This is a genomic window from Apibacter sp. B2912 (assembly GCF_009827835.1).
In the GTDB taxonomy this organism is placed as follows: Bacteria; Bacteroidota; Bacteroidia; order Flavobacteriales; family Weeksellaceae; genus Apibacter.
On record NZ_WINV01000002.1, the window covers coordinates 363,237 to 389,004 of the forward strand.

The window sequence follows — 25,768 nt, forward strand, 5'->3', positions numbered from 1 at the left end:
AGTATATTAAACACACAATTATTTTGCTTATCACCCTCATAATTATGAACGGTGGTAAGTAAACAATAAATAAAAAAATAAACATAACAACTTAAACATCCTATAATGGAAAACGATAGCCTTCCGACAGAAAATATAAAATCCTCTAACGATCAATCCGAAATAGTGGATTCTTATTCAGCCAATCCTAACCAAATTGTTTATGATTTGTTACATCAATCTGATTTTGATATTAATGTAGCGGATGCCTATTTTGCAAAAAAAGTAAATGCCCTGAATGAACCCAATGAATATACCTATTTAAAATTAAATCAAGCCCGTTTGGGTGACAAAATTTATCTTGTTGTTAAATGTTACGGTAAGCCCCCTAAAGAATCTTTGGTTATCAGCATTCGTGAACTTGAAAGAAAAGGTACTCAGCAAAACCTCTATCTACAAAATCCCATTACCTTTTTAGTGGATGGAGTTGAAAAAACCGAACTACAATTTACCATTGATGAGAAAATTGAGTATATCCAAGAGATTGAAATTCGTCCTAAAGATGATAAAGAGCATCAGGAATTACAAGACAAATTAAATAGTCTAGAAAATAAAAGTACCCGTTTAACCATAAGAACAGAAATAAAAGATACCAACGCAACTAAGGTAAATTTTAAAGGTATTCTTACAGGTGAATTCGATGCTGTTAAAGGGGCAAGGTATTATGATTTTTTAATCGGTGAAAATGAAAGTTTTCAAATTACCCCCATTATATGGCATGATCCAATCGATAACCCTCAAAGAACATATTATAATTCCTCAGGTGTTCATAAGGAACAAAATGGAGCATTTGGTATGGTACGAAAATACGATGATGGTTCAGATAAAGCTCATCAAGGATTAGATATATTTGCTAATATAAATACACCATGTAAAGCATGTTTAGATGGTGAAATAGTGAGTTATTCAAATGAAGGTCAAATAGGTTATGGTAATGTTCTTGTTTTAAAAGTTCAAGGAAAAGATTTAAGAGCGTCTAGAAGAAGAGACTATCAACTAGAATTTACTAAAGAAATAGAATCTGGACCAGAATTTGATATTAATGCTGATTATATTTATTTAAGATATGCTCATTTAAACTCTGCTGTATTAACATCTGGTGAAGTAAAAAGTGGAAGTATCATAGCTTATTCTGGAGATACAGGAAATGCAGAAGGTGTAATAAATCCTCATTTACATTTTGAAATCGCAAAAAAACCTTTGGGTAATGGTGAGGGTTTAATAAATAGATATAATCCTGCTTTTTTCGTAAGATTAAATACTATAAATGAAGAAGAACAAACTAAAGTAAAAAAGGAAAGACAAAGAAAATGAATAAATTAATTATATTTCTTTATATTTTATTATTATTTGGGTGTAAAGGAAATTCTACATCCAACCAAATATCTAAAATAAATAATGACAAGCAAAAATATAGTAAGACAACTAGAATTGATTTTAATCAATTCAAAGTGTTAGATTCTGATGAGTCCGGAAATTTATTTAAAAGTAAAAAATATAGGTTTACCTACAGTGATACAAGTGAAACCTTTAACCTGTTTACAAATAACAAAAAGATAGGTGTGATCGATTATGCTCCCCTAAAATATGACGGTCCTGGTTTCAAGATCTATCAATATTCATCTTCACAACAATCTCCTTATATAGTTTTTGTCATTGAAGCAACAGCAGATATAGGTACTGAATGGTATAAGGTTATCATAATTAAAAATGAGAAAATCATATCAGATTTTTTAATTAATGAACCAAGAAGTGACTCAGATAGATATTTATTAAAAGAATTTATGTCTATTTCATTTCAAAAAGATACATTTACCTTTAAATTAAAGAAAAAATTAATAGTAAGTTACTCATATATACCTCAAGATTATCAGCAAGATAAAAATTACATTTATATAGAAAAAGATATTAGCTTGATACAATTATCACCAACTATATCCATTGATAGTGCTTCATGTCAAAAACCTATAAATGACTAAGATTAAACTCAATACGCTTGATTATGATTTACCATTATTCCTAAAAGACGATGACAATATTTGCGCCTATTAAGGATTAGCAAAAGAACAAACACAAGGCGATTTTATCTTTACCCTGTTTATTAAGGATAAAAATTATTATTTTCAATCACCAGACTTTATGGATAATAAAATGACTGAAGTTTATAAAAGAGATTAAAAAATGAAAAAAAATATCCTTCTTTTTCTGTTTTTTATTTTAAAGCAATTGATAAAGAAGATAAGCTCGAAATTAATGGATGTTATTTATTCAGTGTCCATATACCCGAAGGCTCTGACGAATTAGAGGTAATAAGATAGGGTAATAATGTAAAAATTATTTAACTAATTAATGATACTATTAAAACTAAAAACATAAAAATAAATTGCCATGAAAGATATATTTAGCCATATTTATTCATTATAAGTAAACATTATTACAATCGAAGGATTCAAAGGGATGTCAACCGATGAAGCATACTCTCGTAAGATTTATAAGAAATATATATATCCATTAATTAATATATGAATTCGTTCCCAAAGTGATCAATATAGCCGAAATAGTAAGTTTACTAATTATTGAATTAACAATCATAAGTATTAGTTTAAGATGTTGACTCAACAATAATTAAAATTTTTAACCAGATTTTAATGGATATAAAACACGGAACGTCCATATCTTGTGCTAATGATTAATTCACATTTAAAATGTTGTACTTTTTACTTACAATTTCTAATCTTAATATAAATGACATAATACAAAATTTAAAGATGATTATACACACATTTTTTGCTTTTAAATACATGAAAAAAAGAAAAACATAATTTAACTTCTAATAATTAGCATTTAGGCAATTCAATGATTATTGATAATATTTAGAAAAATAGCCTTTTATTTTATTAATAATGCATTCATATGCTCTTTTGAAATAATAAATTTATCTATATAACAATAAAGTAAATAAACTAAAAAAGCTCTTTTAACTTTTCTAAAATTATAAAGAGTTGAAGTATTATTGTTATTTTTGATAAATAAAAATTAGTTAAATGAATACCAGATATAATGCTTTAGACAAAGATTTATTTATTAAAAATAGAAAAAAATTTGTCCAAAGAATGGCCCCAAAATCAGTTGCAATATTCAACAGTAATGATATTTATCCTATCAGTGCAGACAGTACTCTCCCTTTTCAACAGCAACGAGATTTATTTTATCTTTCGGGAATAGATCAAGAAGAATCTATTTTAGTATTATGTCCCTATGCTTATTTAGAGGAACATAGAGAAATGCTTTTTTTACGGGAAACTAATGAACATATTGCCATTTGGGAAGGAGAAAAATATTCTAAAGAGCAAGCGACAGAGGTTTCAGGAATTAAAAATGTGTATTGGTTACAAGATTTTGATAAAATTCTTGAAATGGTTATTATTCAAATGGATAATATATATATAAATATTAATGAACATTACAGAGCCGAAAAAGTTGTTGAAACCCGAGAAGACAGATTCATAAAAAAATTACAAAATAAATACAGAGGTCATTGTTATTTACGAAGCAATCCTATCTTACAACATCTACGCTCAATTAAAGAACCTGAAGAAATAAACGCTATTCAACAAGCTTGTGATATAACGGAAAAAGGGTTTAGAAGGATTCTTCCATTTATTAAACCGGGAGTTTGGGAATATGAAATTGAAGCGGAGTTAATTTATGAATTTATTAAAAACCGTTCTAAAGGTTGGGCTTATACACCTATTATAGCTTCCGGGAAAAACAGCAATGTTTTGCATTATATATTAAACAATAAAGAATGTAAAGACGGTGATGTTGTATTGTTAGACGTGGGGGCCGAATATGCTAATTATTCTTCGGATATGACACGTACTCTTCCCGTGAACGGAAAATTTACACCCCGACAAAAAGAAGTATACCAATCGGTTTTAAATGTTAAAAATGAATCTACTAAGCTTTTAATTACGGGTAATAATTGGTACAGTTACCATGAAGAAGTGGGTAATATAATGACGGAAGAATTGTTAAAATTAAATCTTTTAACAACAGAAGAAGTTAGAAATCAAGACCCGAAATGGCCCGCTTATAAGAAATATTTTATGCACGGCAATTCTCATCATTTGGGCCTTGATACACACGATTATGGTATACTGACGGAATCATTTGTACCTAATATGGTGTTTACCGTTGAACCGGGTATTTATATTCCGGAGGAAGGATTCGGGATTAGAATTGAAGATAATGTAGTGATTCAATCGAATGGAAATCCGCACAATTTAATGAGAAATATACCTATCGAAATTGAAGAATTAGAAGATCTTATGAATTCATGATACTATAAAAAACTATAAACCTTAAACCTATGTTTACTTATAAACCTATTGACCGAGTTGAAAAAATATCCAAAGAAGACTTTTATAATCAATATTATAAACCACAAAAACCGGTAGTAATTGAAAAACTGACTGAAGATTGGCCTGCTTATAAAAAATGGAATTTTGACTATATTAAAAAAGTTGCAGGTGATAAAATTGTTCCTCTGTATAATAATGATCCGGTTAGTGCTGATAAAAAAGTAAATGAACCGGACGCCAGAATGAAAATGTCCGACTATATTGATTTACTTCAAAAAGGCCCGACTGATTTAAGAATATTCTTATTTAATATACTGAAACAAGTACCGGCCATGCAAGACGATTTTAAGTTTCCGGATTTAGGTCTAAATTTATTTAAAAATTTACCTATGTTGTTTTTCGGAGGTGCGGGTTCCAATGTTTTTATGCATTTTGATATAGATTTAGCCAATATTTTACATTTTCATTTTGCAGGTGAAAAACAATGCATATTGATGAAGCCTCAAGATACGAAGTATATGTATAAGATACCATATGCTACAATTTGCAGAGAAGACATAGATTTTGATAATCCGGATTTTGATAAATGGCCCGGATTAAAATACTTAACTCCATATAAGGCTCATTTATCTCATGGTGAAATGTTATACATGCCTGAGGGTTGGTGGCACTATATGCAATATTTAACTCCGAGTTTTTCAATGAGTTTACGATCTTTGGCTAAAAGACCTGCAAATTTTGCTAATGCTGTATTGAATATTTTCATTAAAAGGAATTACGATAATTTTATGAGAAAAAGACAGGGGCAAAAATGGATTGATTATAAAAATAATAAGGCCATACTTGATACTAATAGAGCAATTCATCTTTCAAAATAATTTTTTGATAAGTTGAGCTATAATAACCTGAATTATTTTTTGTTTTGATTAAAATTAATTATTACATTTGAGCAAAACAATATATAATAATTGTATTATGGTAACATTGCTTTATATAGGCGCTTGGCCATTTGTGAAATTTATAGGATTTATTTTATTTTTATTAATTGCCTTTATAGGTTTTTGGTGTCTTACTTTTTTAGTATGTATCCTTCCATATTGGTTAACTTTTGGTATTGCAGAAAATAAAGGTAAAATAAATGCTCATATAGCTCCTGATGAGGTGAGATCTAAAACTCTTCCTCAACAACAAAATGTGGAAGTTGTTTATTTAAAATAAGTTTGTGGGCTACATAAAATGTTCTCCAGAAATTAAAGTTGTTATTTTAGTGCTTTTTATTTTATTAAATCTAAAATTTAAAGTAATATTCAAACTTCAAGGTTGTTCTATATTAAAAAATTAAAAAAATATATCTCATTCTTAAATATCTATCTTTGATGCTTTAAATACTAATTAAAGTTATAATTTTACTTATTTGGATGTGTTAATTACGAATCTACAATGATATAACATAAAAATTATTAAAACTAACTTTATGAGAAAAGATGTTGAAAAAATAATTAATGAGTACAGAATAAGTACTTTATTTAACAAAAAAAAAATTAATAGAGCTGTTGAGCAATTACGTTCCGATGAAACTGTATTATATATAGCTCCTACAAATGCTAAAATATATACAGGTTCAAAAAAGAAAAGATTTCCAGGTATTTTTGTATTTACTGACAAAAGAGTTTTTGTATATAGTAAAATTCTTTTTAATGTAAGAATGGAAAGTTTTAATTTGATAGATTTGGATTCTATAGATAGTTTTTCTAATGGATTAACTGGGAGTAAAATCAAGCTAAATTCTAATACTAAATCTATTGAAGTACTTGTATCATATAAATCAAGTGTCGCAACAAAACTTATAGGTATCTTTGATACAGCAATGAACAATGCTAAAAACAAAAATAATTTATCCCACCCAATAAACGAATTTAAAAGTGGCGCAGATGAAATTTCTAAATTTGCTGAACTTCTAGAAAAAGGTATTATCACTAATGAGGAATTTAAAGCTAAGAAAAATCAATTATTAGGAATAAAATCTTAAATACATTTAATTTTGATTTCTTTCAATTGCGTACTCACAATTTATATAATGTTAAAAAAACAAGTATCAAGAATACGTAATTATTTTCAATATTTCTTTATAAAATAATATCTATATTTCTACTATAACTCTTCCTCAACAACAAAATGTGGAAGTTGTTTATACAAAATTGATAAGTTATTTATACTTAATAAAAAATAAAAGCTGCAATAATTTGCAGCTTTTATTTTTTATCTTACATCTACTATTACCTGTTACATTTTCTTTAAAATGTTCAAAGTTTCATTAGCTATTTCTAATTCTTCATTAGTAGGTATTATCATTATTTTAACCTTTGAATCGGAAGCCTGAACTTCTTCTACCTTTTCCGGACCGCTCAATTCAACATTCTTATTTTCATCCAATTTAATACCTAAGTAATCTAAGTCTTTACAAATTAATGAACGTAATTGCGCATCATTTTCACCAATTCCGGCTGTAAAAGCAATCGCATCCACACCATTTAAAGCGGCTATATACGCTCCAATATATTTTTTAACTCTATAAGAATACAAGTCTAAACACAAAATAGCGTTTGGATCACCGTTTAAATACATCTCGTCAACATCTCTTGCATCGCTTTTTCCGGTAAGACCTAACATTCCAGATTTTTTATTTAGCAGATCATCCAATTCCTCGAATTTTACTCCGCATTCTCTAACCATGTAAAAAAGAACGGATGGATCTATATCTCCACTTCTAGTACCCATAACTAAACCATTAAGCGGGGTAAAGCCCATTGAGGTATCAATACTCTCCCCTTTTTCATTAATAGCGGTAATGCTTGATCCATTTCCCAAATGAATAGTAATGATTTTAGCTTCTTGATTATTTAAGTAATTTACGGCCTGCCTTCTTACGTATTTATGACTTGTTCCATGCGCTCCGTAAGATCTTATCTTGTGATCTGTGTAAAAATGGTTCGGAATTGCATATCTGTATGCTTTAGGTGGCATAGTAAGATGGAATGCTGTATCAAATACAGCTACTTGAGGGGTATTTGGAAAAAATTTTTGCGCAACTTCAATACCTAACAAGTTAGCAGGATTATGTAAGGGTGCTAATGCACTCATTTCATCAATTTCGTTTTTTACTTCATCAGTAATTAAAACCGGAACGTTAAATTTCCCCCCGCCTTGTACAATTCGGTGTCCTACTCCTTTTATTTCTGATGGATCATTAATAACTCCAACATCTTTTGCTGTTAACAATTCAACAATAAGTTTCATTCCTTCAACATGTGTAGGAAATTCTTGATGAATTTGTTTTTTATCTGAAATGCCGTTTTTCAGATATTTGTGTGTAATAATTCCGCCAGTCGTACCTATTCTTTCTACCAATCCTTTAGCAATAACGGAGTTTGAATCCATGTTAAGCAATTGATATTTTATAGAAGAACTTCCCGCATTAATAACTAATATTAACATCCTTATAATTTTTAATGCAAAAGTATAGCTTTTAAATTTTTATGCAAAAAATTAAATGAATCTTGTAGATTAATATTTTTATTATTTATCTTATTTTAATCTTTTTACTTCATAAAAGTTAGTATTTCTAATTAGTATGTTTAAAAGATAATTCATTTAAAAAGTTTAATTAAAAATGATAAATATCCAATTAAATAATACAATTTGTATTCTTATTAAAGAATTTAATATTTATTCAAATTTTAAGGATTGATAAGCACTAGTTCAAATTAAAATAATGCTTTAAATTAGTTAAAGCAAAAAAAAATCCGGAGAAATTCCGGATCATAATTAGTGTAGTAATGAATTTATTAATATCTATATTCATCCGATTTAAATGGTCCTTTAACAGGAACTCCAATATATTTTGCCTGTTTTTCTGAAAGAGTATCCAATTCAACCCCTATTTTAGCCAGGTGAAGCATGGCAACTTTTTCGTCTAAATGTTTAGGCAAGGTATAAACTTTATTTTCATAGTTATTTGAATTGTGCCATAATTCTATTTGAGCCAGCGTTTGATTGCAAAAAGAATTACTCATCACAAAACTTGGATGACCGGTTGCACAACCTAAATTTACTAATCGACCTTCGGCAAGAACAATAATATCTTTACCATTGATCGTATATTTATCTACTTGCGGCTTAATAGTAACCTTTGTAGATCTATAGTTGGCATTTAACCAGGCCATATCAATTTCATTATCGAAATGTCCTATATTACAAACTACGGTTTTATCTTTCATTTTCTCGAAATGCTTACTTTGAATAATATCGCAATTTCCAGTACAAGTAATTACAATATCAGCTTTGGTAATGGCATAATCCATCTTTTTAACTTCATATCCATCCATAGCGGCTTGTAAGGCACAAATCGGGTCGATTTCAGTAACTATAACCCTGGCTCCTGCTCCTCTAAATGAAGCAGCTGAACCTTTTCCTACATCACCATATCCTGCAACTACAACTACTTTTCCCGCAATCATTAAATCTGTTGCCCTGCGTACTGCATCAACAGCAGATTCTTTACATCCGTATTTATTATCAAATTTAGACTTGGTCACGGAATCATTTATATTGATGGCCGGTAATAACAACGTACCGTTTTTTACTCTTTCATGCAAACGATGTACCCCTGTAGTAGTTTCTTCTGATAAACCTTTAATTCCCGGTACTAACTCGGGATATTTATCTAAAACCATATTTGTTAAATCTCCTCCATCATCTAAAATCATGTTTAACGGCTTTTTATCTTCACCAAAGAAAAGAGTTTGTTCAATACACCAGTTAAATTCGTCTTCATTCATTCCCTTCCAAGCATATACAGATGTTCCTTTAGCTGCAATAGCAGCTGCTGCGTGATCTTGAGTTGAAAAAATATTACATGAGCTCCAAGAAACTTCAGCTCCTAATGCTTGTAAGGTTTCAATTAAAACAGCGGTTTGTATAGTCATATGAAGACAACCGGCTATCCTTGCGCCTTTCAAGGGCTGTTCGTCTTTATATTCTTTACGTAAGGCCATTAATCCGGGCATTTCTGCTTCAGCTAATTCTATTTCCATTCTTCCCCAATCGGCCAGTGAGATATCCTTTACTTTATAAGGGATATAATCAATTTTTGTGCTCATACTAATAAAATTTATTCAAAGTTATTAATTTAATTCACAACTTACAACTTAAATTTATCTTTAAAAATTAATAAATTCGTAGATTTGTATTATAAAAGAATAAAATCTAATTATCCATGCAGTTAGATATTAAATTTTCGCGGTAATTGAATATAGGATCAATAAATTTTTTAGGTTATACTTAGACTATTTTTTATATTACTAATTTGATTCTTAAATATTAATGTTAAATATATTTTATAAATTGGGTTAAAGTATTTATTAGTATTTAAAAAGATACGTTTTTGTAAAATTTATAGTATGATTACGAACGATTTATTTGTCAATTTAATCGAATATTCTCCTCAGTGGGAAAATTGTTCTGAAAATCTTTCTTTTTTATCATTACTTTTAGAAGATTTAACTTCATCGGATCTTATTATTTTACCTGAAATGTTTAATTCCGGTTTCAGTCTTAATCATACTAAAATCGCTGAAAAAATGGACGGTAGAACAATAAAGTGGATGATTGAAATTTCTTTAAAAAAACACACCGCTATTTGTGGAAGTTTAGTAATTGAAGATAATGGCAAATATTATAACCGATATATTTTTGTTGCTGAAGGAAAAATAGTAACGTATTATGATAAGCGACATTTATTTTCATATGGAGGAGAAAATCGATTTTATACATCGGGAAATAAGCGCGTTGTTTTTTCCTATAGAGGATGGAAAATTTGTCCAATGATTTGCTTTGATCTTCGTTTTCCGGTTTGGTTCAGAAATACGGAGTATTATGATTTATTGATAAATGTTGCTAATTGGCCGGATTCTCGTATAGATACTTGGGATACATTATTAAAAGCTCGTGCCATTGAAAATTTATGTTATGTTTGCGGAGTAAACAGAATCGGTTCTGAACCAACCGGGCTCAATTATATTGGTCATTCATCTATTTACACACCCGTTGGTAAAAAGTTAAATTTAACAAATAAACGTAATGCAATTTATAGTCACATTATTTCACTAGATGAAATAAAGAAATGGAGATCTCAGTATAATTTTTTAGAAGAACGAGATCATTTTAAAATTTTAAATGATTAGAAAAGAAATTGAAACAAATTTATCCTTTATGAATTTTTAAAATTATTTTTAATTATAAAACTTATATCTTCTATAATTAAGATAATTCGTATAAACATGTATTATTGGTTATTCTTGAGATAAACTAAAAAAAGAAAATCGAACGTTACCGTATTTTCTGGATTCTGTAAAATTTGGAAATTCGGAAAAATCTTTTCTTGTGTTATGTTCTAAAATAAATTCCCCTTGTTCGGATAAAAAATGATTCTCAAATACAGATTTTATTAAATTTTCATATTGTTTATCGTCTAAATCAAAAGGAGGATCTGCAAATATGAGATCATATTTTTTATAGCTTTCTTTTTCTAAAAAACTAAAAACATTTTGTTTTATCACATTTACTTCATTTATTCCTAAGACTTTAATGGTATCTTGAATAAATTTAACATGCTTTCCGTTCAGTTCTACCGAGGTAATATCTTTACAACCACGCGAAGCAAATTCATAATCTATTGAACCAATCCCGGAAAATAAATCGAGCACTGAAATATCCGATATCATATATCTGTTGGAAATAATGCTAAATAATGCTTCTTTTGCAAAATCAGTTGTGGGTCTAACATCAAAATGTTTGGGGGCTGAGATCTTCTTTCCCTTTAATTTTCCTGATATAATTCGTATCATATATCTAATAGTGTATAATTTTCTCTTTTAAAAGTGTTTTCATCACCGGGTACTACCTTTTGAAAAAGCTTTTCAAATTTTTTTATTGCATTCAGATGGTGCGGTATATGGTAATAATATAATATATGGGTTGAAAGATTTTGGGATAAAGTGTTTGCAATAAATTTCAAAAAATATTCTATATCCTCAACTTTTTTGTATGGATATATATTATATAAAATTAATTTTTGATTTTCTATGAAGGATATCTCAAAATAATGATCGTAAATGTGTATAAAAAATCCATTACTGTAAAGGTTTTTGTTAATTTTTGATAAAAATTTAAATCCCGTATGAGAAATTCTTATTTTTTCGGAATAAGAGGTAAAGAGAGTTTCAATTATTTCGGGATAATAAAAAACTAAAACTAAATCAAAATTGGGGATTAAATTAAATCGTATTCCTAAATTTTCTAAATGCGGAACATTAAGATTTAAAAACTTTTCTGCAGTTCTTTCTTCAAAAAATTCATTGGGAATAAGGGTAAATTTGTCATTTAATAGTGTAATGTCTAAAAAATTACACTTGGTATTAAAAAAATTATTTTTTAAGAGTTTATGTGTTAAGGTTTCTTTATCTACTTGGTTCACTAAATTTTCATAATGTATAATTTTTTTTTCATTATTTATGATATAAGAAGCTTTTTTATCTTCAAATAAAAAATTTACTGTAGTAGATAATGATGGATTAGAGGTATGTAATCGTTTACTTTTTTTCAAAGCTTGATTATTATTATGAATAGCAAATATAAATCATATCAACATCATACACAATTTTTATATACATTATAAACTTTATGAAATTAGTCTATGGACCGGTATTTAATTAACTAATTGTATATTTTGATAGTAAAACTATATTTTCTTTTTTAAAATTAAGTGATTGATCAGATTTTTTTTATTAATCTAAATAAATTTGATTAAACCATTTATAAAACTGTATAATTTAATATTCATGTTTGTCTTTATGAACCATTTATTTATACAATAGTAAACAATAAGATATTAAACATTTTTTATTAATTACTTAAAGAAATACATAAAATCTAGGAAGTATAATTTTGATAAATGACAGATTTATTGAGAATTAAATATGATTTCAATTTTATCCTTAGTATTAAAATATTTCCTTTTTTTAAATAGTTTTTGTAAATTTGCCCGCTTATAAATTAGAATATAAATGAACGTTACACAAAACAAAATAGATGATTTAAATACTATTGTTAAAATCACCATTAAGCCGGAAGATTATAAACCCAACGTTGAGAAATCACTTAATGATTATCGTAAAAAGCTGAATATGCCTGGCTTCAGAAAAGGAAAAGCTCCGATGAGTATTGTTAAAAAACAATATGAAGGTGCGGTAACTTTTGAAGAAATCAACAAAGTTTTAAATGATGCTTTAAGTAACTTCATTTCTGAAAATAAATTATCCATTTTAGGGCAGCCTTTGCCTAAAGAAAATAATGAATTGGATACCAATGCTCAAGATATGACCTTTGAATTTGAATTAGGTTTAGCTCCTGAATTCAAAGTTGATCTTTCAAAAGCTAAAATCCCTTATTATAAAATTGAGGCTACTGAAAAAGAAATTGATGATACTGTTGCAAGAATGCAAACTCAATTTGGAGAAGTTGTAGATGCCGACGCTATTGAAGAAGGTGGAAATTTTGTAGGAGAAGTAGAAGAAATTGATGCTGAAGGAAACCCTGTAGAAGGTGGTGTAAATACTACTATAACTTTTATGGTAGACGATTTAAAGAATAAAGATTCTTTTTTAGGTAAGAAAAAAGGTGATGTAATTACTATCAAGGCTCAAGATTTATTTAATGATGTACATCAACTCCAACATTTCTTTGGGCTTTCCCATGAAGATGCTCATCACTTTAATGCCAATTTAAAAATTACTGTTGAAAAAACTTCTATTAGAACAAAAGCGGAATTAAATCAAGATCTTTTTGATAAAGTTTACGGTAAAGATAAAATTAAGAGCGAAGAAGAATTAAGAGCTAAAATTAAAGAAGAAATCGAAAATTACTATAAAAAGGAATCTGATACTAAATTCATGAATGATTCTGTTGAATGGTTATTAGATACTATACAATTCGATTTACCGACTGAATTTTTGAAAAAATTCATTAAAAGCAAGTCCAAAGAACCAATGACCGACGAAGAAGCGGATGTAGAATATGAAAAATCTGCAAAAGCTTTACGTTATCAATTAATTGAAGGTCAAATTCTTTCAGATAATCAGATAAGCGTACAATATAATGATTTGGTTGAATTCACTAAAAATCAAATGAAACAACAATTTGCAATGTATGGATATGTAGATATTCCTGATTCAGAGTTAGACAAATATGTTGCGAATGCAATGAAAAATGAAGAACATGTTCGTCAATCGTCCGGTAACTTAATTCAACAAGAATTATTCAAAATTTTTGATTCAAAAATTCAGAAAAAAGAAAAAACTGTTACTTTAGAAAAGTTTGATGAAATACTGAAAAAAGAATCAGAAGAAAAGGGAGCTAAAAAATAAGTTAAAACATTGTAGTATATATTATGATATAATGTATTAATCTCATTCTTAATAATATATTTAAACAGGCTATTTTAATAGTCTGTTTTTTTTATAAATTTTATAAAAAAATAAATATCATTTAATTTATTATATGTATATTGCAAAGCAAAAAGTCACCTTTTTGTGTTAAAAAGATGACTTTTCTAATAAATACTCAATCAATTATGATCTTTCAATTTCAAAATTGAGTTTTAGTGTTAATTAATTAATAATTCTTCTAAGCTTTTAGTGTTAAAGTGTGTGTGTTAAGTCTTAGTGTTAATTAATAATTTTAGTGTTAAAAGCGTTAATTAATTAATTCTAATAAAGTTATTAGTGTTAAAGTGTGTTAAGCTTTAGTGTTAAATTAATAATTTTTAGTTTTTAGTGTTTATATCTTAATATAATATTATATTTAGTTTTTAATTTATTTACATTAATCTTTATTTTCCTTAGCCTCATTTATTTGATTACAAAGTTATAGATTTTTTTCTAATATCCAAAACCGCTTAAATTCATTTAATCAATTATTGACAAAAAACTATATATTTTCAATTCTGAAAAAAAAATATTTATTTGATTATTAAGCAATTATACAACAAAAAGAGACAAAAAATGAGCAATGTTAAAATTATTATAAAATTATGTGTATAAAATTTTAGAAAATTTTAACTATATATTTTATCCTTGAATCTTTATTTAATAGATTTTTTTCCATATAGAAATTTATAATAGCATTATAAAAATTACTAATAGATAAATTAACTTTCTATTCTTCTTTATGCATATTGTAGGAATCCAATATTAATTTTTGTCTAAGATCCAATAACCTTTTCATATTATGGAATACTCTTCCGGTCAGGCTTCTCACCCACCCTTTCTTTTTTAGTGAAGGTAATATTTGTTCCAATGTATCAAAATTCTTATTCATTTTTTGAATTTCCAATCTGCTAATCTCTTCGTCATCAACAATAGATGTTATTTCTTCTTCAAGCTTTTTTCTAAGGAGTTTAAGTTTTTGTTTAATTCTTATAATTTCTTCCGTATTGAAATAATCATCATATTCATCAAATTTTTCACAAATTTTGTCTATTTGTTCTTGTTCTTCAGCCAAAAGACCTAATGGTGAAGCTAATGAAATTTCATTCCAAATAACTTCCAACCACTTTTCTATTTTTACATATACGTTAGCAATTGAATCTATAATGAAATCTTCATGCATTGAAAATCTGCCGGGAACTGCTTCTCCTGAAATAGTGTATTTTTCGTTATCTTTTTTTTCAATGAAATAATTTTCATCTTTAAATAAAATATAATATTTGGGTTCTATTAAATATATAATTTTTATAGTATTTTGATTTATATCAACTTTAAAGTCAACATATTCAAATTTATCATTCTGTTTAAAAATTTCGATAATATTCTCTAAAAAATCTTTTTGTATCATATATTGAAGCAGTTACACAACTATTTTAATTGTAAATATAAATATTTAATCTTGAAAATTATCAATATAAAACTTTTTTTTTAATTTTGTACTATTAATAAACATACCTTATTTTTTATATATTCATTATTTTATTCATTAAATTATGGAAAATAAACATAAAACTACTATTGACAGATTACTAGATTTTATGGTTTATAAAAACCTAAATGATAACAAACTAACTAAGTTAGCAAATTTATCTGTTGGACTTATCGGAAGGGCTAGAAGGAACAAGTCCGGTTTACATACAGATACGATTGAAAAAATTTTACATACGTTTCCAGAATTAAATCCTACTTGGCTGCTTACAGGTAATGGATCTATGTTATTAGATTCGAATGATATTTCTAAAGATAAACCGGTAATGAATGAGTCAGATACCCTTATTGATGAAATATTCATTACTCAAAAAGATATTATCTATATGTTGAAAAAGAAATATTTCAAAGTATAAAATATAAAATCTTATTTTTACTTTATATTTTCAATAATAGCATATACAGGAAAGTGGTCACTATACCCCCCTAAATATCTACTTCCTGTATAGGTCCGCCAAGGGGTTCCTAATTTTTCCCTATCCGGATTTTGAAGAAATGGAGGATTAAATACATTGGAATTTGAATATCTGAGTTTGCTGTTTTCATCGAAAAAAGATTTGGAAAAAATAATTTGATCAAAAAGCATCCCTTTTCCTTCATGAAAAGTACTGTATAAATCTCTTTTATATAAATTCTCAAAGGGATTATATAATTCGCGTTCTTTTAATTCTTGTATCGTTTTTTTATTCCAGAGTTGTTGATATAAATAGGTGGTGGTAGGATCTTCATTAAAATCACCCATTATAATAATATTTGCTAAGATATCTTTATCAAAAATTTCATTTATTTTTTTTCTTAATTCGTGAAGAATATGAATACGTTTAGATACATTAATATTATTTTCTCGTTTAGAGGGTAAATGCAATACAAAAAAATGAATGGTAATATTTTCTAGTTTTCCCTTTGCATACGTAATATCTCTTGTATAATCTCTACTACCATCACTATTAAATATAGGAATTCTTATAAATTCTGAATCTTCAATAGTAAAGAATTCTTTATTGTAAAAAAAAGCAGTATCTATACCCCTTTCATCCAATGAGTCTTTATGAACATAGCCATAATTAGATTTAAAAGGAAATTCTTCAAGAAGTTCATCTATCACCTTTTTATTTTCAATTTCACATAAACCAAAAAACGTTGGTAACTTTTGAGTTTCCTCTTCTCCTATACGACTAATGGTTTTGGCTATTTTAGTTAATTTATTTTTATATCTTGAAATGTTCCAGGAACGACTACCCTGAAAAGGTAAATCGCCAATATTTTTATTATTTCCGGATTCATATAAATTTTCAACATTGTAAAATGCAATGGTATGATGCATAAATATTTTTTATATATCAAATGTTTTATTTAATTAGCAGTATAAATAATCGGTAAGATAATGTAAACTTATTTAATATATATAATTTATTGATTATTTAGAAAAGTCAAAAAATTGGTTTATTAAATTAATTGCTATCATCAAAAAAACGATATCCAAAATTTTTGTTCTAGGTAAGCCTTAACATTAAATTCATCTAAAATCTCTGACATTTCAAAAGGTATATATATCTGATAGTCATTCCTTTCATCTTGCAATTGATTTAAAATAGTAACATAACTTATATTAGAAATTATTTTTTCACCTAGGAAGGCGGATATTAATAAACCTAATTTATTTACTATATTTTTGGAATTTACTATAGATATTTGAGAGGAAGAGGCAATTAACGAATAATATTCTTCTAATCGATCTTTAAGTAAAAAAATTAAAAACTTAGAACTTGCACAATGCTTCTTTAAATTCGTTGGATCCAAAAATAAATTTGAAACACTAAATAATATGTTCATTGTACCTATACCTTTAAATATAGATTCAAGTTTTTTTTGCTCTCCTTTTTCTAAAATTAATTCAAGTAAACTTGCTGTTGTAGTATGAAGGGCTTGAATAATGTTTGATTCCTTTTCATTTAAAATTTTAGAAATATTGGACACAATTTCCGGACTAATAAATTCAGAAATTGAATTAAATAAACATTCCATATTTTTTAGTGTTAAAATTTTTAATAAAAATGCAAAAATTATACCACTGCCCTTTTTAACAATAAAATAAATATTATTTATTATATTTAAATAATATAAATTAATAAAATAAAAACCCCTTTATATAAGGAGTTTTTATTATTTTAATACAGCTCATTTATTTAACTAAGGTACCATTCTCAATGTCATCATCAGGGGTTATAAATGAAAATTTTCCATCTATATTCTTTGATAAAAGTAACATCCCTTGACTTTCAATGCCGCGTATTTTTCTAGGAGCTAAATTAACAAGTACGGTAACCTGCTTACCAACTAATTCTTCAGGAGTAAAGCTTTCTGCAATTCCCGATACAATAGTTCGAACATCTATTCCTGTATCTACTTTAAATTGCAATAATTTATCAGCTTTTTCAACCTTTTTGGCTTCCAATATGGTACCTATTCTTAAATCAATTTTATCAAACTCATCAAATGTGATATTATCTTTTTGAGGTTCGGCCCGGTTATTATTTAGAGAAGCATTTTGTTTTTTTGAATTTTCTAATTTTTCAATTTGATAATCAATTTGTTTATCTTCAATTTTATCAAAAAGAAGGGGTATAAGATTTATTTTACTTCCGGAAGGTAACAAGATTTTACCTGATTCAAGATCTTTCCATGAATGATAATTTAAATTTAAACCATTCATTATTTTTTGGGAAGAAAAAGGTATAAATGGCTCAGATAATTCCCCGAGATAAGCAGCAATTTGAGCTGATACGTATAAAGTTTCTTTTACTTTTTCCGGTTCATCTTTAATTTTTTTCCACGGCTCTTGCTCTTGTAAAAATTTATTACCTAAACGAGCTAAATTCATTAAAGAACTTAAACCGTTCCTGAATTCGTAGTTAGATAAATAAGTTGATATTTCTTTGGATATTTTAGAAAGATATTCTAATTCTTCGGAATGAAAGTTATTTCCAACTTCGGGTATTTCTCCATCATAATATTTATTAATTAGAACGGATACCCTGTTTATAAAATTTCCAAAAATACCTACTAGTTCAGAATTATTTTTAGTTTGAAAATCTTTCCAAGTAAAATTATTATCTTTTGTTTCAGGGGCATTGGCTAGTAAAGTATATCGTAAAGAATCTTGTTTTCCCGGAAAATCAGCAAGATATTCATGCGCCCAAACCGCCCAATTTCTTGAGGTTGATATTTTATCGTTTTCTAAATTTAAAAACTCATTAGCCGGTACATTGTCCGGTAATATATAATCCCCATGAGCTTTCAACATAGCCGGAAAAATTATGCAATGAAAAACAATATTATCTTTTGCAATAAAATGAACCAGCTTAGTTTCTTTATCTTGCCAATAAGGTTTCCAATCTTTTCCTGTTCTTTCCGCCCACTCTTTGGTGGAGGAAATATACCCTATCGGGGCATCAAACCAAACATATAGAACTTTACCTTTTTCTCCTTCTAAAGGAACGGGCACTCCCCAGTCTAAATCTCGAGTCATGGCACGAGGTTTAAGTCCCTCTTCCAACCATGATTTCACTTGACCGTAAACATTAGATTTCCAATCTTTTTTATGACCTTTTAATATCCAATCGGAAATAAATTCTTGATATTCATTAAGAGGCAAATACCAATGCTTCGTCTTTTTCAAAATAGGTTTCTCACCACTTAACATGGAATGAGGATTGATTAGTTCATCCGGACTTAATGTGGAACCACATTTTTCGCATTGATCTCCATATGCGTTTGTATTACCACATTTAGGACAGGTTCCTACAATATATCGATCTGCTAAAAATTCATTTGCTTTTTCATCAAAATATTGTTCTGTTTCTTCTTCAATGAATTTTCCATCCTCGTATAGTTTTAAAAAAAATTCTTGAGCTGTTTTAATGTGTATAGGAGCCGTAGTACGCGAATAGTTATCATACGAAATTCCTAATTCCGTAAATGTTTGCTTCATTAATTCATGATACCTATCTACCACATCTTGAGGAGTAACACCTTCTTTTTTCGCTCTTATCGTAATTGGAATTCCGTGTTCATCTGACCCCCCTATTAATATAACATCATGATCATTTCTTCTTAAAAATCGGGCATATACGTCCGCAGGTATATATACTCCTGCTAAATGACCTATATGTAAAGGGCCATTTGCATAGGGAAGTGCTGTAGTTATAGTATATCTACTCATTTAATATTATGTTTTTTGTTTAAAAAATGCAGTATGCAATCTTTAACAAAGGTACAAAGTAACAAAATACTAAAAAAGGATTATCTTATTTTTATGTTTTTATCCTATTATATTAAATTGTCTTTATTTAGGAGGAGCTAAATATATAAATGGTTCATAAGGGATATTTCTTAAAACAGTAAAAATAATTAGAAACACTAAAATCAGTATTCCAATTTCATTTGAAAATATAAATTTGATAACATACTTTTTACTATTAAAAATATACATCTGAATTGATGCAAATAATGCATATAAAAGAAAAGGAAGAAAATATATTAAAATATTATAACGTGATGCTTGTAAAAATTCTCCATGTAATAAAAAATGAAATGCTCTTTGCCCGCCACAACCCGTACAATTTAGTCCGGTTAATAATTTAAAAAGACATGGTAACGCTAAATTTGTTTTATTGGGATTTATAACATAATAATAGGTACATAAGAAAGTAATAAGAGTTAGTAAGCTAAACCACACTAAACCCCTATTTCGAAGTATTTTGATTAACATAAATTACAGAAATAGTTATCAATTTATTTTTAATATTATAAGTGGTTTAAGAAAAAATTAACCATTCCTAAACCATCCTTGGTAATAAGATATATTTCCAAAAAATATAATAAAGAGAATAAGTAAAATGTATATTAATACATTGAAAAAAAAGATAATTAAAGAAATTATTGATAAAATTCGAGTGTCTTTTGATTTTAGCATTGCTCCAAAATGATCTCCGGAATTGTAAATAGTTTTTACCTCATTAGCAAATATTATAGATAAAACTCCAAATATAATTCCTACTAAACTAAAAGAAAAAACATTAAGTATGGTAGAAGTAACCGCTAAAACCATATGATTATTAGGCAAGCTATCGTTTTTTTTGTCAGTTGGAACTGTCGAAGAAGCTGAATTTTCATATTGCAAATTTGAATGTTGATCTTCCATAAATAAAATTTTTTATTTTTTATAATTTTTTATTAAACCAATAATTTTTAAATATTTATTAATTTATGAAATATATTCTTATTTGTAAATCAATATTTAGTAAAAAAATGATTAAAATAAAAATTATTTTTTATTAATCTCAATAATTACAAAAATTATACCTTTTATCATAAATTTATAATCTTAGAATGTTAATTTAAATAAATTATATTAATTAAACCATGATCCTAAAGATTAGATTAGTTATAAATAAAATATTCTAAGCATCTATTATAAAGCAAGTAATAACTTTTTTAAAGAGTGAATAGTAAATAACTTTCTATTCACCATAAATATTCTGATATTTGCAAAAAATATAGTAATGATATCTTTAGAAACAACCATTTCCAATAAAAAGTTCAGTAACTGTTTGATGAATGCATCGGGTGTAAAATGTATGACGTTAGAAGAGTTATCGAACATGAAAAACTCAGGATCAGGAACTTGGATAACTAAAAGTTGTACCCTATCTCCTAGAGAAGGTAACCCGTCTCCTAGATATGTTGATTTAAAATTAGGAAGTATTAATTCCATGGGATTACCAAATTTAGGTTTTGAATTTTATCTTGATTATGTTCTTAATGAACACAAAGAAGGAAATGATAACTTATTTTTTTCAGTTGCCGGTTTAACCTTAGAAGATAATATAGAAATGTTGAACCAAATTGAAAAGTCTGATTTTCAAGGTTTGGTTGAATTAAATTTATCTTGCCCAAATATACCGGGAAAACCACAAACGGGTTATGATTTTGAAAGAACTGAAGAAGTTTTGAATAAGGTATTTTCATTTTATACAAAACCTTTAGGGGTTAAGCTTCCTCCATACTTTGATATGGTACATTTTGAAATGGTTGCCGAAATTTTAAATAAATACCCGATTCAATTCGTAACCTGCATCAATAGTATTGGAAATGCCTTGTATATTGAAGATGAATCCGTTGTTATAAAACCTAAAGGAGGATTTGGAGGAATTGGAGGAGCTTATGTAAAACCTACTGCTTTAGCTAATGTTAGAATGTTTTATAAATTATTAAGAAAAGATATTTCTATTATCGGATGTGGAGGGGTTGAAACCGGTAGAGATGTTTTTGAACACATCTTATGCGGGGCTTCCATGGTTCAGGTTGGTACACAGTTAATGAAAGACGATACTAAAATTTTTTCCAAATTATCTTCTGAATTAAAAGAAATTATGAAAACCAAAAATTACGTTACATTATCCGATTTTAAAGGTATGCTTAAAGAACTTTAATATTTACTTTAGCTAAATTTTGGTACACTATTTTCTGCTTAAAAAAATAAACTCAAAAATATAATAAAATAAATGTTAACCATTGGTATTGCCGGAGGAACTGGTTCCGGAAAAACAACCGTTGTAAACAACATCCTTAATCAATTGGATTCCAACAGTGTAAATGTACTCACTCAAGACAATTATTATCATTACAATCCTGAGTTGTCATTTGATGAGCGTGAACTGTTAAATTACGATCATCCGAGAGCTATTGATTTTGATTTATTAATCGACCATGTAAAAAAGTTAAAAGCGGGGCAAGCTATTGAAGAGCCTCTTTATTCTTTTATAACCCATTCCAGAACGGAAGATGTTACAATTATTCAACCTAAGGAAATCCTTATTGTCGAAGGAATATTAGTATTGACAAATCCTGAATTAAGAAAAGAATTTGATGTTAAAGTATATGTCAATGTTGATTCTGACGAAAGATTAATTAGAAGAATCAGAAGAGATATTCAAGAAAGAGGCAGAGATTTGGAAGAAGTATTGAGTAGGTATCAATCAACTTTAAAACCTATGCATGAAGAATTTATACAGCCTTCTATGGCTTATGCTGACATTATAATTCCAACAATGAAAAAAAATACAGTAGCAATTGATGTATTAAGTACGGTAATCCAAAATACTTTAAAAAATCGTTCTAATTAAAGAATGGAAAAAAAAGGCAATAAATCGTCAGATAAAAAATCTATCTTCGGTAAACATTGGTATTCCAGTATTTACTTAATTCTTTCCATTTTATTTATTATTTGGATGCTTTTTTTTGATACAAATTCTTATTTAACTCATAAAGAATTAAACAATGAAATTTCCAAATTAAAACACGAAAAAGAATATTATAAAAGTAAACTAGATTCTGAAAATATTCAGTATAAAAATTTAAAAAATAATAAAGAAGCTCGAGAAAAATATGCTCGAGAAAATTATTTTTTTAAAAAAAATAATGAAGATATTTTCATCATGGTAACGAAAGATGATTCTATAACGCCAAAATCTAACCCTTAAATCTTACATAAATTAAAAAGTTACATATTTTTTTAGATTTTTAAAATAAATACATTTAAAATGCATATTTTAACATTTATTTCGTTATTACTTTATTAAATTAATTAATAAGCCTTAAAACAACGTATATTTTTATAATTTTAAAAAAAATTAGTATAATATAAAAAGATATGATTCTATGACTTTTAACAATTTTATAGTAACTGCATCATATAAGGTATACTATATATTAAATAAAAATACCAGTTAATGGGATTAATAATAAGAATAATATTAATAAGGTAAAAGATATTTATAATGTGTATGAATTACAAAGATATTAGTAAAGGTATAATTAGCGCTGTATCCGTTATTGCACTTACAGTTCTTTTATTTTTTTTATTATGGAAAATTCGATTTGTATTAGGTTATATTTTTGTTGCATTTGCCTTTTCTTTAATGGGAAGACCTTTAATGAATTTTCTAAGTGAAAAGGTTCGAATATCTAATACCATTTCTGCTTGTATCACTCTATTAATTATGGTGGGTACTCTTCTTACTTTTTTAAGCTTTGTAATTCCTTTAGCCATCGAACAAGCCGGAAATTTATCTTTGTTGGATACAGATAAATTACAAAATTCAATAACAGAACAAGTAAAATTAATTGATGAAGCCTTACGAAGCAAGCATATCTATTTATTTGAAGATAATTATGCACAATTATTTACTTCAAAGTTTAATTTTAAAATACATATGGATACGCTGCAAAGTGGATTTTCGATTTTAGCTGAATTAGGTATTTCCATATTTTCTGTAACATTTATTACTTTTTTCTTTTTAAGAGAAAAAGACTTATTTAACAGAATGATCATTGGTGCAGCTCCAACCAATGACATAAAAAAAGTCATTCAGGTGCTCTCTAATATTAAAGATTTATTAACCAGGTATTTTCTTGGATTGTGTTTGCAAATATGTTCGATGTTTTTACTTTATTTAGCTATTTTGGGCGGTTTTAACATTAAAGATATGGTAATTATAGCTATGTTTTGTGCGTTTTGTAACCTTATACCTTATTTAGGACCTTTGCTTGGTTTTTTTATTATCAATTTGCTCAGCATGAGCAGTATGTTTTCCTTAGGTATGGACTTTAATACTCAAATTATACCTACCATATTTTGGATCAGTATTTTATATTTAATTGCCCAATTAATTGATAATGCGATATTTCAACCTTTAATTTATGCTAAAAGTGTCAAATCTCATCCATTGGAAATTTTTTTAGTTATGCTAATCTTCGGTATTTTATTTGGTGCTATCGGTGTTACTTTCGCAATTCCCGGTTATACGGTATTAAGAGTCGTTATGAAAAGCTTCTTCAACCGTTTTAAAATTGTACAAGCCATTACAAAAAATTTGTAGTTAAAAAACTTTCAATCTTGCAAAGATTCTATTAATGTCTTTTGGTAAAAATCTATTTTAAAATTAAATAAAGTACTTTTTATAAATCAATATTTAAATTATTTACAATCATGTAATTTTGTAACTAATATATAGCATTCAAGAATTGTGATAAATACTCATTTACTACATAAAGAAGTTCAAGAATATATAGCCAACCACCTTAATTCTAATATATCGGAGTTAAGGTTTAAAAAATCTCCTTTTACGGGGATTTCTTCTCTTGAATTAATTCAACAAATTCAAGGAAAGAAAATTTCTCAAAAAAAATTTCCATTTCTTTATGAGAATAATGAGATCATATACCCTCCGCATATTAACCTTGAACAAGCTTCATCTCAAAGTACGGCATTATTTAAACAATCAATTATAAACGGTAAAACCGGTATTGATTTAACAGGCGGTACGGGTATTGATAGTTTTTTTTTATCGGAACAAACCAATGAATTTTATTATGTCGAGCCGAATCTCGATTTGCTTGAAATAGTAAAACATAATTTTAAAGTACTTGGTAAAAAAAATGTGAATTTTATTAACAAAACCGCCGAGGAATTTATTTCTACTAATTCTACACATTTCGATTTTGTTTATTTAGATCCATCCAGACGTGATGAAAATAAAAATAAAAAAATCGATTTAAAAGACCTATTCCCCAATATATTAAACCTAAAAGATACATTATTCAAATTTTCAAAATCCATTTTTATTAAGCTTTCTCCTCTTCTTGATCTTCAAAGAGCAATAGATCAATTACCGATTTCAAAAATTTATATTGTATCAGTTAAAAATGAAACCAAAGAATTAATAGTGCAATTGAATCCTGAGGATAAGTTAAACCTATCCAATCCTTACGTACATTGTATCAATCTGGAATCAGGACAGCCTGATTATTGTTATTTTTGGCAAGAGGAAAAAATATCTCCAGTTCCCTCCTATTCCATTCCGAAATCGTACCTATATATACCCAATTCATCCCTATTAAAATCAGGAGCCTTTAAACAATTAGGTATTAAATTTACTATTGATAAATTACATTCCAATTCCCATATGTACACTTCAGAAAACAAAATTGAAAATTTTCCGGGACGTACTTTCATACTTATTGACAAAAATTTTAATCCTAAAAAAACTAGTCAAAAAAAATTTAATATAATCAGTCGAAATTATCCGTTAAAACCTGAAGAAATTAAGAAAAAATATAAGTTTGTTGATGGCGGAACTAAGTATTTAATTTTTACACGTTCTTTACAAGGAAATATTTGCATGCTGGCAGAAAGTATCTAGATTGCCAATT

At 27.4% G+C, this 25,768-nt stretch carries 24 protein-coding genes; 14 read left to right on the plus strand and 10 right to left on the minus strand.

Annotation, left to right across the window (positions count from 1 at the left end; translation table 11 throughout):
• The first annotated feature begins 105 nt into the window (after positions 1–105).
• The 6 genes from GFV01_RS04905 to GFV01_RS10155 all read left to right on the plus strand — a co-directional run bounded on the left by GFV01_RS04905 (position 106) and on the right by GFV01_RS10155 (position 6,432).
• Entirely contained in the window at positions 106–1,353 is a 1,248-nt protein-coding gene (locus GFV01_RS04905) for a M23 family metallopeptidase (RefSeq protein WP_160565269.1), read from the plus strand.
• Positions 1,350–2,018, plus strand: coding sequence for a hypothetical protein (locus tag GFV01_RS04910; protein WP_160565271.1), 669 nt, complete (start codon positions 1,350–1,352; stop codon positions 2,016–2,018). Before GFV01_RS04905 ends, GFV01_RS04910 begins: the two co-directional genes overlap by 4 nt.
• A 1,065-nt stretch (positions 2,019–3,083) precedes the next feature.
• Complete coding sequence (locus GFV01_RS04915; RefSeq protein ID WP_160565273.1) at positions 3,084–4,382, plus strand: aminopeptidase P family protein; 1,299 nt, start codon at positions 3,084–3,086, stop codon at positions 4,380–4,382.
• Positions 4,383–4,411: 29 nt separating this feature from the next.
• The gene (locus GFV01_RS04920) at positions 4,412–5,281 is read left to right on the plus strand and encodes a cupin-like domain-containing protein (protein WP_160565275.1); all 870 of its coding nucleotides are present in this window, start codon (positions 4,412–4,414) and stop codon (positions 5,279–5,281) included.
• 97 nt (positions 5,282–5,378) lie between these two features.
• Positions 5,379–5,621 carry a hypothetical protein gene (locus GFV01_RS04925; protein WP_160565277.1) on the plus strand — a complete coding sequence of 81 codons (243 nt, stop codon included), beginning with the start codon at positions 5,379–5,381 and terminating at the stop codon, positions 5,619–5,621.
• A 256-nt stretch (positions 5,622–5,877) separates the two neighbouring features.
• Positions 5,878–6,432, plus strand: coding sequence for a PH domain-containing protein (locus GFV01_RS10155; RefSeq protein ID WP_255448754.1), 555 nt, complete (start codon positions 5,878–5,880; stop codon positions 6,430–6,432).
• A gap of 254 nt (positions 6,433–6,686) precedes the next feature.
• On the opposite strand, the gene GFV01_RS04935 is transcribed toward GFV01_RS10155, so the two are convergent.
• Both GFV01_RS04935 and ahcY read right to left on the minus strand, forming a co-directional pair.
• Complete coding sequence (locus GFV01_RS04935; protein WP_160565279.1) at positions 6,687–7,898, minus strand: acetate/propionate family kinase; 1,212 nt, start codon at positions 7,896–7,898, stop codon at positions 6,687–6,689.
• Between the two features lie 350 nt (positions 7,899–8,248).
• Positions 8,249–9,562 carry an adenosylhomocysteinase gene (gene ahcY, locus GFV01_RS04940; protein ID WP_160565281.1) on the minus strand — a complete coding sequence of 438 codons (1,314 nt, stop codon included), beginning with the start codon at positions 9,560–9,562 and terminating at the stop codon, positions 8,249–8,251.
• A gap of 300 nt (positions 9,563–9,862) precedes the next feature.
• On the opposite strand from ahcY, the gene GFV01_RS04945 reads away from it, so the two are divergent.
• Positions 9,863–10,645: a nitrilase-related carbon-nitrogen hydrolase gene (locus GFV01_RS04945; protein ID WP_160565283.1), complete on the plus strand. Its 783-nt coding sequence runs from the start codon at positions 9,863–9,865 to the stop codon at positions 10,643–10,645.
• Positions 10,646–10,753: 108 nt separating this feature from the next.
• Here GFV01_RS04945 and GFV01_RS04950 read toward each other — a convergent pair whose 3' ends face one another.
• The gene (locus tag GFV01_RS04950; protein ID WP_160565285.1) at positions 10,754–11,308 is read right to left on the minus strand and encodes an RsmD family RNA methyltransferase; all 555 of its coding nucleotides are present in this window, start codon (positions 11,306–11,308) and stop codon (positions 10,754–10,756) included.
• Complete coding sequence (locus tag GFV01_RS04955) at positions 11,305–12,066, minus strand: DUF3822 family protein (protein ID WP_160565287.1); 762 nt, start codon at positions 12,064–12,066, stop codon at positions 11,305–11,307. The genes GFV01_RS04950 and GFV01_RS04955 overlap by 4 nt, the downstream gene beginning before the upstream one ends.
• Before the next feature lie 460 nt (positions 12,067–12,526).
• On the opposite strand from GFV01_RS04955, the gene tig reads away from it, so the two are divergent.
• Positions 12,527–13,885, plus strand: a complete 1,359-nt coding sequence (tig, locus tag GFV01_RS04960) for a trigger factor (RefSeq protein WP_160565289.1) — start codon at positions 12,527–12,529, stop codon at positions 13,883–13,885.
• Between the two features lie 790 nt (positions 13,886–14,675).
• Here the strand turns inward: tig and GFV01_RS04965 are convergent.
• Positions 14,676–15,353: a hypothetical protein gene (locus GFV01_RS04965; RefSeq protein WP_160565291.1), complete on the minus strand. Its 678-nt coding sequence runs from the start codon at positions 15,351–15,353 to the stop codon at positions 14,676–14,678.
• A 145-nt stretch (positions 15,354–15,498) separates the two neighbouring features.
• Here GFV01_RS04965 and GFV01_RS04970 point away from each other — a divergent pair, with 145 nt between their 5' ends.
• Positions 15,499–15,849: a hypothetical protein gene (locus GFV01_RS04970; RefSeq protein WP_160565293.1), complete on the plus strand. Its 351-nt coding sequence runs from the start codon at positions 15,499–15,501 to the stop codon at positions 15,847–15,849.
• 17 nt (positions 15,850–15,866) lie between these two features.
• Here GFV01_RS04970 and GFV01_RS04975 read toward each other — a convergent pair whose 3' ends face one another.
• From GFV01_RS04975 to GFV01_RS04995, 5 genes are all read right to left on the minus strand, one after another.
• Positions 15,867–16,817, minus strand: coding sequence for an endonuclease (locus GFV01_RS04975; protein ID WP_160565295.1), 951 nt, complete (start codon positions 16,815–16,817; stop codon positions 15,867–15,869).
• A 140-nt stretch (positions 16,818–16,957) separates the two neighbouring features.
• Complete coding sequence (locus GFV01_RS04980) at positions 16,958–17,518, minus strand: hypothetical protein (protein WP_160565297.1); 561 nt, start codon at positions 17,516–17,518, stop codon at positions 16,958–16,960.
• 157 nt (positions 17,519–17,675) lie between these two features.
• On the minus strand, positions 17,676–19,715 hold the full coding sequence (gene metG / locus GFV01_RS04985; protein WP_160565299.1) for a methionine--tRNA ligase: 2,040 nt from the start codon (positions 19,713–19,715) through the stop codon (positions 17,676–17,678).
• A gap of 123 nt (positions 19,716–19,838) precedes the next feature.
• A complete protein-coding gene (locus GFV01_RS10265) occupies positions 19,839–20,264 on the minus strand; it encodes a DUF2752 domain-containing protein (protein ID WP_370513727.1) in 426 nt (141 codons plus the stop codon).
• Positions 20,265–20,321: 57 nt separating this feature from the next.
• Positions 20,322–20,696, minus strand: a complete 375-nt coding sequence (locus GFV01_RS04995; RefSeq protein WP_160565303.1) for a CD225/dispanin family protein — start codon at positions 20,694–20,696, stop codon at positions 20,322–20,324.
• Positions 20,697–21,057: 361 nt separating this feature from the next.
• Here GFV01_RS04995 and GFV01_RS05000 point away from each other — a divergent pair, with 361 nt between their 5' ends.
• From GFV01_RS05000 to GFV01_RS10270, 5 genes are all read left to right on the plus strand, one after another.
• Positions 21,058–21,987 (plus strand): dihydroorotate oxidase, encoded by a 930-nt coding sequence (locus GFV01_RS05000; RefSeq protein WP_160565305.1) that lies wholly within the window; start codon positions 21,058–21,060, stop codon positions 21,985–21,987.
• 72 nt (positions 21,988–22,059) lie between these two features.
• A complete protein-coding gene (udk, locus tag GFV01_RS05005; protein WP_160542185.1) occupies positions 22,060–22,680 on the plus strand; it encodes a uridine kinase in 621 nt (206 codons plus the stop codon).
• A 3-nt stretch (positions 22,681–22,683) separates the two neighbouring features.
• Positions 22,684–23,037, plus strand: a complete 354-nt coding sequence (locus tag GFV01_RS05010) for a septum formation initiator family protein (RefSeq protein ID WP_160565307.1) — start codon at positions 22,684–22,686, stop codon at positions 23,035–23,037.
• 303 nt (positions 23,038–23,340) lie between these two features.
• Positions 23,341–24,435, plus strand: coding sequence for an AI-2E family transporter (locus GFV01_RS05015; protein ID WP_105297494.1), 1,095 nt, complete (start codon positions 23,341–23,343; stop codon positions 24,433–24,435).
• 147 nt (positions 24,436–24,582) lie between these two features.
• Positions 24,583–25,758, plus strand: coding sequence for a class I SAM-dependent methyltransferase (locus GFV01_RS10270; protein ID WP_160565309.1), 1,176 nt, complete (start codon positions 24,583–24,585; stop codon positions 25,756–25,758).
• Positions 25,759–25,768 lie beyond the last annotated feature (10 nt).